The sequence below is a fragment of the Micromonospora sp. NPDC003197 genome (assembly GCF_053590565.1).
The window spans coordinates 20304-35813 of the sequence record NZ_JBSFTE010000003.1; the positions used below are offsets into that span (position 1 = coordinate 20304).

Annotated in this window: 16 protein-coding genes and 1 pseudogene; 6 read left to right on the top strand and 11 right to left on the bottom strand. The window is 69.2% G+C overall.

Annotated features, from left to right (window positions below):
* The first annotated feature begins 50 nt into the window (after window positions 1-50).
* Both eccB and ACWDV4_RS04075 read left to right on the top strand, forming a co-directional pair.
* On the top strand, window positions 51-1556 hold the full coding sequence (gene eccB / locus ACWDV4_RS04070) for a type VII secretion protein EccB (protein WP_449974720.1): 1506 nt from the start codon (window positions 51-53) through the stop codon (window positions 1554-1556).
* A gap of 28 nt (window positions 1557-1584) precedes the next feature.
* The gene (locus ACWDV4_RS04075) at window positions 1585-2238 is read left to right on the top strand and encodes a response regulator (RefSeq protein WP_449974721.1); all 654 of its coding nucleotides are present in this window, start codon (window positions 1585-1587) and stop codon (window positions 2236-2238) included.
* A 51-nt stretch (window positions 2239-2289) separates the two neighbouring features.
* Here the strand turns inward: ACWDV4_RS04075 and ACWDV4_RS04080 are convergent, their stop codons facing one another.
* From ACWDV4_RS04080 to sigJ, 7 genes and pseudogenes are all read right to left on the bottom strand, one after another.
* Window positions 2290-2607: a hypothetical protein gene (locus ACWDV4_RS04080; protein ID WP_449974722.1), complete on the bottom strand. Its 318-nt coding sequence runs from the start codon at window positions 2605-2607 to the stop codon at window positions 2290-2292.
* Between the two features lie 574 nt (window positions 2608-3181).
* Window positions 3182-4372: a helix-turn-helix domain-containing protein gene (locus ACWDV4_RS04085; RefSeq protein WP_449975135.1), complete on the bottom strand. Its 1191-nt coding sequence runs from the start codon at window positions 4370-4372 to the stop codon at window positions 3182-3184.
* Window positions 4373-4583: 211 nt separating this feature from the next.
* Window positions 4584-4850 (bottom strand): annotated as a pseudogene (locus ACWDV4_RS04090) (transcriptional regulator); the annotation flags it as partial.
* 33 nt (window positions 4851-4883) lie between these two features.
* Window positions 4884-5477: a TetR/AcrR family transcriptional regulator gene (locus ACWDV4_RS04095; RefSeq protein ID WP_449974724.1), complete on the bottom strand. Its 594-nt coding sequence runs from the start codon at window positions 5475-5477 to the stop codon at window positions 4884-4886.
* Window positions 5478-5555: 78 nt separating this feature from the next.
* On the bottom strand, window positions 5556-6509 hold the full coding sequence (locus tag ACWDV4_RS04100; RefSeq protein ID WP_449974725.1) for an HAAS signaling domain-containing protein: 954 nt from the start codon (window positions 6507-6509) through the stop codon (window positions 5556-5558).
* The gene (locus ACWDV4_RS04105) at window positions 6509-6844 is read right to left on the bottom strand and encodes a PadR family transcriptional regulator (RefSeq protein ID WP_449974726.1); all 336 of its coding nucleotides are present in this window, start codon (window positions 6842-6844) and stop codon (window positions 6509-6511) included. Before ACWDV4_RS04105 ends, ACWDV4_RS04100 begins: the two co-directional genes overlap by 1 nt.
* Before the next feature lie 69 nt (window positions 6845-6913).
* On the bottom strand, window positions 6914-7798 hold the full coding sequence (sigJ, locus tag ACWDV4_RS04110) for an RNA polymerase sigma factor SigJ (RefSeq protein WP_449974727.1): 885 nt from the start codon (window positions 7796-7798) through the stop codon (window positions 6914-6916).
* 99 nt (window positions 7799-7897) lie between these two features.
* Here sigJ and ACWDV4_RS04115 point away from each other — a divergent pair, with 99 nt between their 5' ends.
* Window positions 7898-8359 (top strand): carboxymuconolactone decarboxylase family protein, encoded by a 462-nt coding sequence (locus tag ACWDV4_RS04115; protein ID WP_449974729.1) that lies wholly within the window; start codon window positions 7898-7900, stop codon window positions 8357-8359.
* A gap of 141 nt (window positions 8360-8500) precedes the next feature.
* The gene (locus ACWDV4_RS04120; protein WP_449974730.1) at window positions 8501-9226 is read left to right on the top strand and encodes an alpha/beta fold hydrolase; all 726 of its coding nucleotides are present in this window, start codon (window positions 8501-8503) and stop codon (window positions 9224-9226) included.
* A gap of 27 nt (window positions 9227-9253) precedes the next feature.
* Here the strand turns inward: ACWDV4_RS04120 and ACWDV4_RS04125 are convergent, their stop codons facing one another.
* Together ACWDV4_RS04125 and ACWDV4_RS04130 are read right to left on the bottom strand one after the other, a co-directional pair.
* Entirely contained in the window at window positions 9254-9910 is a 657-nt protein-coding gene (locus ACWDV4_RS04125; RefSeq protein WP_449974732.1) for a response regulator, read from the bottom strand.
* On the bottom strand, window positions 9910-11163 hold the full coding sequence (locus tag ACWDV4_RS04130; protein ID WP_449974734.1) for a sensor histidine kinase: 1254 nt from the start codon (window positions 11161-11163) through the stop codon (window positions 9910-9912). The genes ACWDV4_RS04125 and ACWDV4_RS04130 overlap by 1 nt, the downstream gene beginning before the upstream one ends.
* Window positions 11164-11296: 133 nt before the next feature.
* Between ACWDV4_RS04130 and ACWDV4_RS04135 the strand changes: the two genes are divergently transcribed.
* Together ACWDV4_RS04135 and ACWDV4_RS04140 are read left to right on the top strand one after the other, a co-directional pair.
* Window positions 11297-12208: an ABC transporter ATP-binding protein gene (locus ACWDV4_RS04135; RefSeq protein WP_449974735.1), complete on the top strand. Its 912-nt coding sequence runs from the start codon at window positions 11297-11299 to the stop codon at window positions 12206-12208.
* Window positions 12205-13050 carry an ABC transporter permease gene (locus ACWDV4_RS04140; RefSeq protein WP_449974737.1) on the top strand — a complete coding sequence of 282 codons (846 nt, stop codon included), beginning with the start codon at window positions 12205-12207 and terminating at the stop codon, window positions 13048-13050. The genes ACWDV4_RS04135 and ACWDV4_RS04140 overlap by 4 nt, the downstream gene beginning before the upstream one ends.
* Before the next feature lie 126 nt (window positions 13051-13176).
* Here the strand turns inward: ACWDV4_RS04140 and ACWDV4_RS04145 are convergent, their stop codons facing one another.
* Both ACWDV4_RS04145 and ACWDV4_RS04150 read right to left on the bottom strand, forming a co-directional pair.
* Window positions 13177-14340, bottom strand: coding sequence for an acyl-CoA dehydrogenase family protein (locus ACWDV4_RS04145; RefSeq protein ID WP_449974738.1), 1164 nt, complete (start codon window positions 14338-14340; stop codon window positions 13177-13179).
* On the bottom strand, window positions 14340-15509 hold the full coding sequence (locus ACWDV4_RS04150; RefSeq protein WP_449974739.1) for a CaiB/BaiF CoA transferase family protein: 1170 nt from the start codon (window positions 15507-15509) through the stop codon (window positions 14340-14342). Before ACWDV4_RS04150 ends, ACWDV4_RS04145 begins: the two co-directional genes overlap by 1 nt.
* Window position 15510 lies beyond the last annotated feature (1 nt).

The window sequence follows — 15510 nt, forward strand, 5'->3', positions numbered from 1 at the left end:
CGTAGTTCTAGTGCACCGGAGCGGTGTCGCACCAGTCAGGAGACGAACTGATGTGGACGCAGCGCGACCAGTTGCAGGCGTACCAGTTCCTGCGTCGCCGACTCGTCTCGGCCGTACAGGTGGGCGACGCCAACCATCCGGTGTCGCCGAGCCGGCGGTTGGTGATCGGCTGCGCGCTGGGGGCCGCCGCCGCGCTGCTGGTGACCGCCGGCTTCGGCGTGTACGGGTTGCTCCGCCCCGGCGCGAACACCGACTGGCGCAAACCCGGCCAGGTGGTGATCGAGAAGGAGACCGGTGCCGCGTACGTGATGGGGGCCGACGGCCTGCTGCACCCGATGCTCAACTACACCTCGGCCCGGCTACTCGCAGGTGGCGACGGTACGGCGACCAAGCAGGTGTCGCGCAAGTCCATGGCAAAGGCCCCGCGCGGTGTCCCGCTGGGCATCCCGGGTGCACCGGCCTCCCTGCCGGCGAAGGACCTGTTGACGACCGGCCCGTTCACTGTCTGTGTCCAACCGGCCCAGGGGCGGCCGGTGGGCAGCCCGCCGGTGACCACCGCCCTGGTCGGGGTGGCCCCGGTGGGTACCCAGGTCGATCCGGCTATGGCCGTGGTCGTGGCCGATTCGGGGGGTGTCCGGTACGTGGCGGTGGCCGGCCGGCGGCACCGGATCGCCGACCAGGGGGCGGCCATGGCCCTCGGTTACGACTCGACCCGACCGCTACCGGTCAGCGCGGCTTGGCTCAGCGCCGTACCGGCCGGTCCGGACCTGCGCTTGATCACCGTGCCCGAGGTGGGGGACGCCGGCCCGAGGGTGGGTGACCGGACCACCCGGGTCGGTCAGGTGCTGGCTGCCACGACCGTTGGCGCGGAAACCCGCTACTACCTGGTACGCGCCGACGGCATCGTCTCGATCAGTCAGACCGAGGCGGCGTTGGTGCTCGGCAACCCGGCCAACCGTGCGGCGTACGCCGGGGGCCCGGCCCGTGAGGTGCAGGTGTCGCCCGTGGACATGACCGAACTAGGCTCGGTTTCAGGCGCTTCAGGTGCTTCAGGTGTGTCGGGTGCCTCGGACGCGTCGGGCGCTTCTGGTGGCTCGGGCGCGGCCCCGGGTAGCGGGTCGGCCGGCCATCCACCCCGGCTCGCCCCACCGGTCGTGGTGTCCGGTGAGCGGATCGCCGTGTGCGCCACCCTCGACGGGGATAGGGCGACGATCCGGCTGGCCGGTTCGATCGGCGTACCGGCCGGGACGCAACCGGTGGCGGCCGGCGGCGGCACCCAGGCCGACGCGGTGTACGTACCGGCCGGTCAGGCGGTCGTGCTCCGGGACCAGCCCGCCCCGCAGGCCGGCCTCGGCACCGTATATCTCCTCACCGACCAGGGGGTACGTCATCCGGTGCCGACCGGCGAGGCGTTGAAGGCGCTCGGCTACGGCTCGGTACGACCGACCCCGGTGCCGGCCTCGGTCCTGGCGTTGTTCCCGACCGGCCCGGTGCTGGACCAGGCCAGCGCGCAACGCACCGCCCCGGTGGTGCCGGCGATGAAGGCGGGAGAATGACCGGAGTGTCGACGATGGAGGCGGAACGGTGAGCGCAGTGTCGACGCCGATCGAGGTTTCCGTGGTCGAGGACCACCCGCTCTACCGGGCCGCCCTGGCCCGGGCCCTGAGCGACGCGCCGGACGTACGGGTCGACGTGACGGCGCGCTCGGTGGAGGAGTTCGCCGCCTACCGGGTACCCACCGGTGGCGTGGTGATTCTCGACCTGAAGCTGCCCGGGGTGCACGACGCGGCGGCGGTGGTCACGGTCGCCGGCATGGGACACCGGGTGCTGGTGGTCTCGGCGCACGGCGACCAGGCCGACGTGTTGGGCGCGATCGCCGCCGGGGCCCGGGGCTACCTGACCAAGGACGCTGACGCCGACGAGATCCTGCGCGCCGTCCGCGAGATCGCCGCCGGCAACACGTACGTCTCCCCGACGCTCGCCTCGATCCTGCTCGACTCGGCCCGGAACCGCCCGTCCGTCTACCGGGTGCCGTTGTCCGACCGGGAACGTCAGGTGCTGTCGCTGCTGGCCGCCGGCGAACGAGACCAGGACATCGCCGACACGCTGGCGATCAGTGTCCGTACGGTCCGCTCGCATCTTGACCGGATCCGGGAGAAGACGGGTCGACGTCGACGTCCCGAGTTGACCCGGCTCGCCATCGAGGAGGGCATCGTCACGCCCACCCCGGACCGCTGACGGCCGTCCGCCGACGGCTGAGCGCCGAGCGTCATTGGAACACCAGGTACGTCATTCGCTTTGGTTGACGTACCTGGTGTTCCAGTGACGGGGTGGGGTCAGGTTGGTGGCGTGGTGGCGGAGGGCTTGGCAGAGTACGCGGAGTTCGATGCAGGGTGGGTGGTATTCGCTGGTGGGCCAGGTGCATTCGGGGGTGTGTCCGGTGATCCAGACGGATATGTCGGTGGCGCTGTCGGTGTGGACTTTGGCGACGATGAGTGCGACGTTGCGGTCGACGTCGAAGGTGGCTTCGTCGGGGTGGTACCACTCCTCGCTGTTGAGGGTGAGCAGGGTGCCAGGCGGGATGTGGGGTAGGTCGGGTCTGGCCATCGGTTGTCTCCGGGTGTTGCGTGCTGGTTGCTGCTGCGGGTGTGGGTGGATGTGACCGACGGGTGCGGTGGGAGCGTTCCACGCCGGTCGTGAGGGCGGGCCGGTGACGGGTACGGGGCGGTGGGGGTCGTCGCGGCGGTGTCGGCCCTGGTAGTCGGTTCTGCGGCGAGTCATCGCAGGTCGGGGCAGTGTCGGACGGGGCCGGGTGGTTCGGGTGGTTCCTGGCTGGTGTCTTCCGTGGGGGTGGGTAGCCAGGGGGTCGGTGGAGTCGCCGGCGGGTCGTCAGGCGTCTTCTCGTTGTCGTTTTTGCTGAACCACCATTTGGCCATCGAGCACACCTTCCGTTGTGGAAGGGGTGCGGCGGTCGGGTTGTCCCCTCGCGCTGACCGCCGCACCCCGGTTGGGTGGGCGCGGCGGCGGGAATGGGGGGAGAACCTACGCCGCGCCCGGCTTGGTCAGGGCGCGGCGGCGGCCGGAGCGGAGGCTGATGAAGACCGTGTACGCCGCGCCCTGTGGTCGAAACGCTACGCAGGGGCGTGGGCGGCGGTAGGGATGATTTGTACCCCTGGTGTGACTACCAGTCGATGCCCATGGCTAACGCCAGTTCGCGGGCGTCCTCGCCGATCGTTCCGCGTCGCCCACACAGCTCAAGCACGGCGCTGCGGGCGTAAGGCTGGTGGCGGATCGTGTCGCTGCTTTCCCGCAGGGCTTTCCCAAGTAGATGCACAGCGGCAACCTCGCCACGACGAAGCATGTGTGCGCGGGCCGCGTCGATCAGAGCAGATGCACGACGGGTGCGGGAGGGCAGCGTCGAATAGTCGGTGTTGTCAGCGCGTCTGGTCGCCTCCCCTGAGCGACAGAGATCAGTCTCAAGAGTTACGGCGTATGCAGCGACCGCAGTCGGACCGAACATCAACCACGGATGTGCGTAGTTGCTGCCGAGGGTGGTGGCAGTCCGGTCAGCGATGTCCCATGCCCGCCAGGCGTCACCGTCACGGCCGGCCTTACCGTGGCCGAGGGCCAAGCCGAGGTGTAGTTGACCCCACCGGGCGAGTTGCCCACCACCGACGGTCGGATCGAGTAGGGCGGTAGCGTCGGTAAGCACTTGCTCTGCCGCGTCGATCTGTGCCGACGAGCGATAGACGTGCGCGTAGTACCAGGCGGCGACCGCGATTGCCGCAGGATCGTCTGCCTCCTGTGCAGCGTGCATGGCGCGATCTGCGGCCAGCCACACCAGTTCCGGATGCGGCTGATGTGCGGTGTAGAGCTGTGCCAGGTGGTAGGTGCGGGCCAGTTCGACGAGGGCGCGACGTCGATCGTTGCCATCGAGTCGTCGGGCGGAGACCCGGCACGCGTCGAGCAGGCCAGGCAGGACGGTTGCCACAGCAGTCCGCTCGGTGCTCGATCGATGCCACAGTGCCCATGCCTGATCGACCTGAGCGCGCAACATCTCAGCCGAGAGCGGCTGACCAGCCGGTACGGTGGTCCGCTGCATGGCTGCCGCGATCACCGGCATGTCTGGGTGGCCAGCTCGGGTCACCGACGTCACGGGTAGTGACTGGTCACCGGTGAGGTCTGCCAAGTCGTTGATCTTGAGTACCTCGGCCAAGCGCAACAGCATGGGCAGTCGGGGTGGCAGAAGTCGGCCTGCCTCAATCGCCTTTACCCACTCTGCGCTGCGCCCGACGAGACCGCCCAGGACTGCGCGAGTCTTACCAGCCCGCTCGCGATGCATCTTGATTCGTTGACCGACGGTCAGGGTCATCGGCTCGTCTTGGCTGTGCACGGTGCCCTCCCGTACGAGCACTGGCGTCCTCACATCGAGAACGATCCTTGTAGATCGCACGGTACGGCTTCGTAGCACCTGCGGCTACCACCGTCTCGGTCAGCGGGGTCGGACGCCGTCCCGGGAGAAGGCCGGTCGACGTCGACGTCCCGAGTTGGCTCGGCTCGCCGTCGAGGAGGGCATCATCTGCCAACAGTTCGGTAGCCCGCCACCAGTTGGAGGGCACGACCCGGCCTGAGGTGATCGCGGCGGTCGTCACAGCGCAGGCCTCGTCGGGCTTGCTGGCTGCCAGCAGAGCAAGCCCGAGATCCAGTCGGGCCGATGCGTAGCGGCGCGGGCGGGTCGCGCCGGCTGCGGCCATCTCCGCCACCACAGTCCGGGCATATTGCTCCGCTGCGGGGTCACCGGACCAGGCGAGAGTGGTAGCGATGTAGCCGGATGCCTTGGTGGGGTCGTACGTTGCTCAGCGTGTGCCCTCGGATTTGTCTGGTCAGCGGGGTCGGACGCCGTCGAGGACGAAGCTGACGGTACGCCGGGCGAAGTCTTCGCCGACCGGTGTCTGACGGAGGACCACCCTCACCCACACGGCACCGGCGAGTAGGTCCATCAGCAGGGTCGGGTCGGTGTCGGGTGGGAGTTCGCCTCGGGCGGCGGCGCGTGCGAAGACAGGGTTCTCTCGGGCGAGCCGGTCGGCGAAGAATGCTCGGGCGTGGGCGGCGAGTTCGGGGCTGTGTGCGGCGGCGGCGAGGGCCGTGACCGCGATGTCGGCGGCGGGCGACTTGGTCAGCAGGGCTAACACCGCCTCGACGAGGGCTTCCAGGTCGCCACGGAGACTGCCGGTGTCGGGTACGTCGAACCGGAGCGTCGGGGTTCCGACGAGGGCTGCGCCGAGCAGCGCCGCCTTGGACGGCCACCACCGGTAGATCGTGGTCTTGTTGACGGTCGAGTGTTCCGCGACCGCTTCGATGGTCAGTCGCTCGTAGCCGTTCTCGGCGAGCAGGCTGAGCGCGGCGTCGAAGATCTCCCGCTGCCGGCGTGGGCCTTCGCCGCGCTGCCGCTCGCGTTGTCCGGTGCCGTCGACCACCTGGTCACCCTAGTACTCCAGCGCCGGCCCTAAACCGGGCGGCGCTGGAGTACCGGATGGTCCGTCGGGGGAGAAGGGTCAGGACCGCCGCGTCTCGCGGAAGCGCTGCACGATCTCGCTGCCGGCCACGGCCAGCACGCCCAGTGCGGCAACGGTGTAGAAGGTGTCCGGCACGGTCCAGTCCTTGGTGATGCTGGCCAGGAACTCCGGGTTGAAGAACTTTTGCTGGTGGAGGATCCAGGCCAGCGGTAGCGCGAAGACTGCCTGCGCGATGGCGTGCGGGACGGCCAGCGTCATGGTCCAGTTGCGGGTGGCGAACCAGATCAGGTTGAGCACCACCAGGGCAGCCAGGCCGGCGAGCATCGGCCAGATCCAACCCGACCAGAGCGCCGGGTCGAGCACCTGAATTCGTTCACCGTTGTCGGCCCGGTACGGCTTGGCGGTGGACTGCCAGACGATCAGCCCGATCAACACCAGGTCCCATACCGCCGTGGCGCAGGCGGTGATACCGCTCTTGTCTGCTGCTTCACGCATCTCCGGCAGCTGGTCGGGCGTCCATTCCGTGGTGCTGCCCTTGATTACTTCGTCGCGCTGGCGGGACCGTTCGATCAGGGCGAACACCACGGTGAGCCAGGCGATCATCTGCGCGCCGATGGTGAGCACCGCGCCGATGCCGCTGCCGATGATCGAGCCCAGGTCGTTCTTGTCGAGTACGTCGATCACCACGACCACGACGGTGACCACGGGCAGCACGGTGGAGAGCAGGAGCCTCAGCAGTCGGACGTACGTCGGGTAGAGCTCGGGTCCGATCAGCGCGAGTGGCCGGCCGGCGTAGCGGGCGGCGAGCCGGATCGGGTCGCCCATCTCGGTGAGCACCTCGCGCTCGGCTGCCGCCGGGTCGGCCGGGTTGCGCGCATCGACGGTGTCGGCGATGGTGGTACGTAACTCTTCGGCGACGTCGTCGCGTTGGTCGGCCGGGATTCGCCGTACGACCTCGTGCACGTACCGCTCGGTCAGCGTGTTCGTGCTCATCAGTTCTCCTTGGTCAGTCGTGAGATCGAGGCGACGAGGTCCTGCCATTCGCGCACCAGTCCGGCGCGTACCCGGGAGCCCTCGGGGCTGGCCCGGTAGAACTTCCTTGGTCGAGACTCGTCGGTGTTCCACTCGCTGGTGAGCAGGCCCTGTTTTTCCAGTCGGCGTAGCAGCGGGTAGAGGGTGTTGCCGTCGACGGTGACCCCGGCGTCGTTGAGCGTCTCCAGCAACGCGTAGCCGTACTGCGGCTCGTCGAGCAGGGCGAGGCAGGCCAGTACGACCGTGCCGCGACGCAGCTCTTGAGCCTGGCTGAGGATCAGTTCTTCTGCGGTCACAGATGACACCATACTGTGTGTCGCACACTAATGTCCAGTGTCGTTTACCGTGCGCGCTCCACTGATGGGTCAGGCGTCGAGGATGGCCAGGTCGAGCTGGCGGAGCCGGTCCGGGTCGGCGAGGATGTCGATCGCGGCGATCCTCCCGTTCGTGATCGTGAAGCTCATGACCGACACCGGCTCTCCGTTGGTGGTGTTGATCAGCCCGGCGAGACCGTTGACCAGCGCCGGCGTCGGACGGGGATTGCTGAACCGCCGGAAGGTGAGCGCCTGCCCGGCCACGGCTGCTGCCCCGCGTACCACCCGCAGGCCGGCCCCGGACAGGCCAGCGTCGGCGCGCAGCACCACGTCTGGGTCGAGGACGGCGACCAGCGCGTCGAAGCCGCCGCCGTGCGCGGCAGCCAGGAACGCATCGACCACTTCGCGTTGGCGGGTCAGGTCCGGGTCGGGGGTAGGTGCCGCGCCCTGTACCCGGCGACGGGCACGGCTGGCCATCTGTCGGGCGGCAGTCGGGGTACGCCCGACGATCGGAGCGATCTCCTCGAACGGCACCGCGAACATGTCGTGCAGCACGAACGCGAGTCGTTCGGCAGGGTTGAGTGTTTCGAGTACGACCAGCAGCGCCAGCCCGACCGAGTCGGCCAGCAACGCCTCGTGCTCGGGGTCGACACCGTTGGCCGGACTGATGATCGGGTCCGGCAGATGCTCGCCCATCGGATCCTCGCGTCGCGAGACGCGGGAGCGGAGCATGTCCAGGCATACCCGGCCAACCACTGTGGTCAGCCAGCCGGCCAGATTCTCCACCTCGCCGGTGTCGGAGCGGCTGAGTCGGAGCCAGGCTTCCTGAACGGCGTCGTCCGCCTCGGTGAGCGAACCGAGCATCCGGTAGGCGACCGCTTTCAGGTGACTGCGGTGCGCCTCGAACCGGTCCGCCAGAAAGTCGTGTTCGTTCATCGGTCACATCTCCTCGTCGGGGTCCGTCAGTGCAGTGACGAACGAAAACCGGTCGGTGTGACGAGCCGGCCGCCGGACGACCATTGGAGATGGCTGATCATGCAGGCACGGATGAAGAACCCAGCGATGGTGTTGCCCGACGCGTTGAAGGGCATTCAGCACCTCCTCAAGGCGGTCGGCCAGGGGGGATTGTCGGAACGGACGCGGGAGTTGGTCGCGCTGCGGGCCAGTCAGATCAACGGTTGCAGTGCTTGTGTCCACGCCCACGTACTGAACGCCAGGAAGGCTGGCGAGACAGAAGAGCGACTGGCCGTCGTGGCGGCGTGGCGGGAGGCACCCTTCTTCACCGACGCCGAACGCGCCGCGCTGGCGCTGACCGAGGCGGTCACCCGGCTCGCCGACCGGAGCGCGGACTCCGTGTCGGACGAGCTCTGGAACGAGGTCGCCGACCACTACGACGAGAAGCAGCTCGCCGCCCTCATTCTCACGGTCGCCACGATCAACTTCTTCAACTGCATCAACACGACCATCAAGGAACCGGCCGGTACCACCTGGGGCTGACCTGACTGCGAGAGTGGTGGCGGCCTGATCGGCCCACTCGGCGGGCTCGAGTCGCCAATTGCAACGCAACGTTGCGTTGCAATTGGCGGCTCTCGTCGCTACGGTCTAGCCATCTGGACCGCGCGTCGGTGGGAGGACCCGATGGACGTCGAGGCTGGCGACACGCTGCCCGTGGTGTTCGTGCACGGCATCCGGCTCAGCGGCTCCATGTGGCAGCCGCTGAGCCAAGTGGTCGGGCAGCACCATCCGTCAGCCGCCCCCGACCTGCCCGGACACGGGCGGCGACGCGGTGAACCGTTCACCATCGAGACGGCGGTCGAGGCGGTGGCCGACACGATCGACCAGCTCGGCGGGCGGGCGCTGCTCGTGGGGCTGTCCCTGGGTGGCTACGTCGGGATCGCCACCGCTGCCCGGCACCCGGAGCGGGTGGCGGGACTGGTCGCCATGGGCTGCAGCGCCCGGCCGACCGGCACCTTCGCGGCGCTTTTCCGCCAGGCCGCTTGGGTGGCGGGCCGATATTCCGAGGTCGCCAACCGGCTCAGCGCACGGGCGTTCCGCCGGGCGTTGCCCGAGCCGCTGGCCGAGGCCATGGTGGCGGGTGGGCTCTCCTGCGAGGTGTTGCCGCAGGTCGTCAACGAGGTGACCCGGCTGGACGTGCTGAGTGAACTGTCCGCGTACCCGGGGCGGGTTTGCCTGGTCAACGGCGCACGAGACCACTTCCGGGCTGACGAACACCTTTTCCTGGACGCCTGTCGGGATGGGCGGCTGGTGGTGCTGCCCCGTCGCGGTCACATCGACTGCCTCGTCGAGGTCGAGCGTCTCGCCCAGATCGTGACCGAGCAGGCCAGGATGGCATTCTCGGCCTGACCTACCCGGAATCGGTGCCGTGCCGGCTCATGACCGTCCCGGTGCTACCAGGCCGCTGTCGTACGCGATGATGACGAGCTGGACCCGGTCCCGGGCGTCGAGCTTGGTGAAGAGCCGGGCCAAATGCGCCTTGGCGGTGGCCACGCTGATGTACAGCTCGGCGGCGATCTCGCTGTTGGACAGACCCCGGCCGACGAGGGTGAGCACCTCGCGTTCGCGGTCCGTGATGCCCTCGATCGCCCGTGGATTGCGGGCCGGCGATGGGCGGCCGGCGAACTCCTCGATCAGGCGGCGGGTGACGCTCGGCGCGATCAACGCATCCCCGGCGGCCACCACCCGAATCGCGCCAATGATCTCCTCCAGTGCCATGTCCTTGACCAGGAATCCACTGGACCCGGCGCGAAGCGCGGCATAGACGTACTCGTCGTCGTCGAAGGTGGTGAGGATGAGGACGCGGGTTGCCGCGCTCGCGGTGATGATCCGGGTGGCCTCGATGCCGTCCATTCCCGGCATCCGGATGTCCATCACGATGACGTCGGGCCGGGCGTCGGTGGCCAGCCGGACCGCTTCCGCTCCGGTCGCGGCCTCCCCGACGACCTCAATGTCGGGGGTGTCGGCGAGCAGTACGCGCAGACCGGCGCGGACCAGGGGCTGGTCGTCGGTGAGGACGACACGGATCGTCATCAGGCTCCTGTCGATAGTGGTAGCCGGGCCGCCACACGGAAGCCGCCCGACGGCCGAGGACCAGCGGTGAACTGGCCATGCAGCAGACTGACCCGTTCCCGCATGCCGACGATGCCGTACCCGTTGCCGCCGATGGCACTGCCCCGGCCATTGTCGACGATCTCGACGGACAGCTCCTCGTCCCCGTAGCCGACGGTCACCTGGCAGTCACCGGTGTGCGCGTGGCGTACGACGTTGGTGACCGCCTCCTGCACGATGCGGTACGCCGACAGGTCGATCTCGGCGGGCAGCGGTCGTCGTTCTCCCCGCCACCGTACGTCGACTCGGACGCCGGCGTCCGTTGCTGCGGCGGCCAGTCGGTCGAGGTCGGCGAGTCCCGGTGTCGGGTCGAGCGGCACCGGCTCGGTTGCGGAGGCCGGGTCGGCCTGACGTAGCGCGCCGAGCATCCGGCGCAGCCCGGCCAGGGTTTCCCGGCTGGTGGTTTCGATGGCCCGCAACGCGTTGCGGGCCTCGGCCGGTTGGGTCTCGATGACCCGGCTGCCCACACCCGCCTGGATGGCGATGATCCCGATGCTGTGCGCGACCATGTCGTGCAGCTCACGGGCGATCCGCAGGCGTTCGGCGGTGACGGCCTGACTGGTCGCCTGTACGCGTAGCGCCGCAGCGTGTTCGCGACGCTGGCGGAGCGAGTTGCCGAGCATCCAGGCGGTAGCCATGGCCAGGGCGTAGAGCAGGCTCTGTGCGGCGAGGTCCGACTCCTGGACCATCGGCCCGGGCAATTGCTGTGCCTCGAAAGGCTGGGCTGCCTCGATGACAGCCTGCACCGCGAACGCGGTGACGGCGGCGGCGATCGAGAACCGGCGGGACCGGGTGGCAGCGAGATAGCCGACCGTCAGATCGATCGCCGCAAACTGCAGATATCGGATGTCCCGCAGGTATCCGACCTCCCATGCGTGCACGGTGAACGGCACGATCACCGCAGCGGCCAACATCAGCGTCAGCGCCGGGAGCGGTCGGTGGCGTAGCAGGCCGAAGGGCATCGCCAGCGCCAGAGCCGGCAAGAGGTAACGGAGAGCTGACCAACTGGAGTGGTTGTTCGCCCCGTCGAGTACCACGACGAACAGGACGACCGGGAAGGCGATGCCTCCACCCCACCGCAGCGTCCCCCGTACCGTCTTCCGCATCGCCTCCCGCATCGGCGAATCCGCGCGCAGGCGCTTCGATGGCCTGGTCAGCGGCGGTGTTACGTCCATGCGCTGAGCGTATTGAGTCGCGCCTCGGCACGGCATTGGCCCACGGGTGTACGACCCCGGGCTACCGCCGGCTGCGCGGATGTCACCCCTGGTCCGCTGCGGTACGGGGGTGATCTCCGGAAGCGTTGGTCAGGTGATCGAAGTCAACGAACTGACCAAGCGGTATCGCAAGGTCAACGCCGTGCACGGGCTGACGTTCACCGTACGACCGGGGCAGGTGACCGGGTTCCTCGGACCGAACGGCGCGGGCAAGAGTACGACGCTGCGGATGCTCCTCGGCCTGAACGAGCCCACCAGCGGCACCGCCACCATCGACGGACACCCGTTCCGGGACCGGCCGCGCGGCCTGCGGCACGTCGGCGCGCTACTCGACGCGCACGACGTACACGGTGGTCGTACCGCGAAGGCGCACCTCTCCGCGCTGGCCCGCAGCAACGGCATCGGCCGTCGCCGGGTGGACGAGGTGCTGGCGGAGGTTGGCCTGACCGAGGTCGCTCGGCGGCGGATCGGCGGGTTCTCCCTCGGCATGCGACAGCGGCTCGGCATCGCCGGTGCGCTGCTCGGCGACCCGCCGGTGCTCATCTTCGACGAGCCGATCAACGGTCTCGACCCGGAGGGCGTGCGCTGGGTACGGGGCCTGTTCCGCCGGCTGGCCGCCGAGGGGCGGACCGTCTTCGTCTCCAGTCACCTGATGAGCGAGATGGAGGCCACCGCCGACCAGCTGATCGTCATCGGCCGGGGGGAGTTGATCGCGGCCGAGAGCCTGGCGCAGTTCGCCGCCCGCAGCACCCAGCAGAGCGTGACCGTACGCACCCCGGACGGCCCCCGCCTGACCGACCTGCTGACCAGCGAGGGCGCGACGGTACGACCGGGCGACGACGGCTCGCTCACGGTCACCGACCTGACCGCCGCCCGGATCGGTGAACTCGCCTTCCAGCACCGCGTGATGGTGCAGGAGTTGACCACCCACACCGCCTCACTGGAGAAGGCGTTCATGGAACTCACCGCCGACAGCGTCGAATACCTGGCCGGAGACCGCCGATGACCACTCTGACGAAGCCCGCAACCGGCACCGGAGCCCGTGTCCGGTTCGGCGACCTGATCGCGGCCGAATGGATCAAGCTGTGGTCGCTGCGGTCCACCTGCTGGGGACTGGCGGTCACCGCGCTGATCGTCGTCGGGATGAACGCGAACTCGGCCATCTCCGACATGAACAACTGGGAGCGCTACTCGCAGGGGATCCGGGACAACTTCGTCCCGACCTGGTCCATCCGGGACGCCTTCACCGACCCCGCCGCGTTGGTGCTCGTCCTCGCCACCGCCAGCATCGGCGCGATCATGATTGTCGGCGAGTATTCCAGCGGGCTGATCCGTACCACCTTCGCGGCGGTGCCCGCCCGTCGCGCGGTACTGGCGGCCAAGTTCCTGGTGGTGACACCGGTGATGCTCGCGTACGGGGCAGTCGTCTCCGCCACCTCGTTCGGGGTGACCCAGGCGATCCTCTCCAGCCGGGACGTCGGGCTGTCCATCAGCTACCCCGGCGCGCTTCAGGCGGTTACTGCCTCGGCTCTGCTCCCAGCGGTGTGTGCCCTGGTCGGCATGGGTCTCGGCGCGCTCATCCGGCACACCGCGACCACCATCGTCACGGCGACGCTGCTGCTGCTCCTCCTGCCGACCATGATCGAACCGAACCAGCCGTGGAAGGCCGCCCTGCACCACGCGTTGCCGCTCAACGCCTGGCAGCGGCTGACCGACATCAGCCCGGTCAACCTGGGGCCGCCCATCCTCTACCCGGCGACGATCACCGAGTCGTGGCTGGTGTACGCCGCTTGGCCGCTCGTCGCGGTGGTGCTGACCCTGATCGTCATACCCCGCCGGGACGTGTGACCCGACCGCCTCTCCACTGGAACACCACGTATGTCAATTTCGCCGGATGACGTACGTGGTGTTCCAGTGAACGACTCAACGACGCGTGGCGACGCGAGCCGGTCAGCGGAAGGCGACGCGAGCCGGTCAGCGGAACGCGGCCTGGCCGGTCAGGGCCTGGCCGACGACGAGCTTGTGCACCTCGCTGGTGCCTTCGTAGGTGAGCACCGCCTCCAGGTTGTTGGCATGCCGCAACACCGGATATTCGAGGGTCACGCCGTTCGCACCGAGAATCGTCCGGGCGGTACGGGCGATGCTGATCGCCGTCTCGCAGTTGTTCAGCTTGGCCAGGCTGACCTGGGCCGGCGTCGCCTTGCCGGCCTCCCGCAGCCGTCCCACGTGTACCGCCAGCAGCATGCCGTTGACCAGGCCCCGGGTCATCTCGGTCAGCTTGTCCTGGGTGAGCTGGAAACCGGAGAGCGGCCGGCCGAACGCCTCTCGGTTGTTGGCGTAGTCGATCGCGGCGCGCAGGCAGTCGTACCCGGCCCCGAGTGCGCCGAAGACGATGCCGAGCCGGGCCTCACCGAGGCACTTCAGCGGCGCGCGCAGCCCGATCGCCTCGGGCATGATGGCGTCGCCGGGCAGGCGTACGTCCTGCAAGACCAGGGCGGACGTGACCGAGGCGCGCAGCGACAGCTTGTGCCCGACCGGCAGGGTGCTCACCCCGGGGGTGTCCATCGGCACGACGAAGCCCCGAATGCCCTCATCGGTACGCGCCCACACCACCGCCACGTCGGCGATCGCCGCGTTGGTGATCCACATCTTCTCGCCGTTGAGGATCCAGTCGCCCCCGTCGCGGCGGGCCGAGGTCCGCATCGCGGCCGGGTCGGAACCCGCGTCCGGCTCGGTCAGCCCGAAGCAGCCGATCGCCTCCCCGGCCGTCATCGCCGGCAGCCACCGCTGACGCTGCTCCTCGCTGCCGAAGGTGCGGATGGCGTACATGGCCAGCGAGCCCTGCACCGACACCAGGCTGCGTACGCCGGAATCGGCCGACTCCAGCTCGAAGCAGGCCAGCCCGTAGGCGACCGCACCCGTACCGGCACAGCCGTAGCCCTCCAGGTGCATGCCGAGCAGGCCGAGCTTGCCGCACTCCCGGGCCAGTTCCCGGGCGGGCAGTTCACCGGCGGCGAACCACTCGGCGATGTGCGGCCGGATCTGCTCGGCGGCGAACTTGCGTACGGTGTCCCGGATGTCGCGCTCCTCCTCGGTGAAGAGGCTGTCGATCGCGGCGAGTTCCAACGGGTCGGTCATCAGTTGCTCTCCAGGGAGGAAGGGGCGGTGAGCCAGGCTCGTACGTCGGCGGTGTGCTCGCCGAGCCGGGGCGGCGGGCGGTGGTAGCCGGCCGGCGTGCTGGACAGGGTGATCGGATTGGCCACCTGCCGGGCCGGCTGGGCACGGTCCGGCCCGTCGATCTCCACCACCGGGGACAGGCCCAGTTCGGTGGCGAGGTCGAAGGCCCCGGCCAGGTCGTTCACCGGTCCACACGGTACGCCGACCGCACTGAGCGCAGCGGCCAACTCGTCGGCGGGGCGCAGCGCCGTCCGCTCACGCAGGGTGGCGATCAGCGGCTCGCGATGCCGTACCCGGTCTGCGTTGGTCAGGTAGCGCGGGTCCTCGGCGAGCGCCGGAACATCGAGTACGCCGCAGAGCGCGGCGAACTGCGCGTCGGTGCCGACCGCCACCGCCAGCGGCCGGTCGGCGGTGGGCAGCAACTGGTACGGCACCACGCTCGGATGCGCGTTGCCCAGGATGCCCGGCACCACGCCCGCCGAGACGTACCCGGATGCCTGGTTGACCAGGGCGGACAGCAGCGACGAGAGCAGGCTGACCTCGACGTGCTGACCCTCGCCGGTGGCGTCCCGGTGTCGCAGCGCGGCCAGGATGCCGATCGTGGCGTGCAGTCCGGTGATCACGTCGACCACGGCGACCCCGGCCTTGACCGGCTCACCCGGCTGCGCCCCGGTGACGCTCATCAGCCCACCGACGGCCTGTACGAGCAGGTCGTACCCGGGTCGGTCGGCCCCCGCGCCGGACCCGAATCCGGTGACCGAGCAGTAGACCGCGCCCGGGTTGACGGCGGCGATGTCGGCGTAGCCGAGGCCGTACCGTTCCATCGTGCCGGGGCGGAAGTTCTGCACGATCACGTCGGCCCGGTACGCCAGCTCACGGGCGGCAGCGAGGTCGGCCGGGTCGGTCAGGTCCAACGTGATCGACCGCTTGTTGCGGTTGACCGCCAGGTAGTAGGTGGCGGTGCCGTCGGCGTCGTACGGCGGCCCCCAGGATCGGGTGTCGTCGCCCTTGCCGGGCCGTTCCACCTTGACCACGTCCGCGCCGAGGTCGGCCAGGAGCATGGTGGCGTACGGCCCGGCCAGCACCCGACTGAAGTCGGCCACCAGCACGCCCTCAAGGGAAGTGGTCACG

Bases quoted from the DNA above. Each gene is read 5' to 3' on its own strand.
- ACWDV4_RS04145 (WP_449974738.1), bottom strand. From the start codon at position 14,340: ATGACCGACCCGTTGGAACTCGCCGCGATCGACAGCCTCTTCACCGAG.
- ACWDV4_RS04120 (WP_449974730.1), top strand. From the start codon at position 8,501: ATGGACGTCGAGGCTGGCGACACGCTGCCCGTGGTGTTCGTGCACGGC.
- ACWDV4_RS04085 (WP_449975135.1), bottom strand. From the start codon at position 4,372: ATGACCCTGACCGTCGGTCAACGAATCAAGATGCATCGCGAGCGGGCT.
- ACWDV4_RS04130 (WP_449974734.1), bottom strand. From the start codon at position 11,163: ATGGACGTAACACCGCCGCTGACCAGGCCATCGAAGCGCCTGCGCGCG.
- ACWDV4_RS04140 (WP_449974737.1), top strand. From the start codon at position 12,205: ATGACCACTCTGACGAAGCCCGCAACCGGCACCGGAGCCCGTGTCCGG.
- ACWDV4_RS04125 (WP_449974732.1), bottom strand. From the start codon at position 9,910: ATGACGATCCGTGTCGTCCTCACCGACGACCAGCCCCTGGTCCGCGCC.
- ACWDV4_RS04100 (WP_449974725.1), bottom strand. From the start codon at position 6,509: ATGAGCACGAACACGCTGACCGAGCGGTACGTGCACGAGGTCGTACGG.
- eccB (WP_449974720.1), top strand. From the start codon at position 51: ATGTGGACGCAGCGCGACCAGTTGCAGGCGTACCAGTTCCTGCGTCGC.
- ACWDV4_RS04115 (WP_449974729.1), top strand. From the start codon at position 7,898: ATGCAGGCACGGATGAAGAACCCAGCGATGGTGTTGCCCGACGCGTTG.
- sigJ (WP_449974727.1), bottom strand. From the start codon at position 7,798: ATGAACGAACACGACTTTCTGGCGGACCGGTTCGAGGCGCACCGCAGT.
- ACWDV4_RS04080 (WP_449974722.1), bottom strand. From the start codon at position 2,607: ATGGCCAGACCCGACCTACCCCACATCCCGCCTGGCACCCTGCTCACC.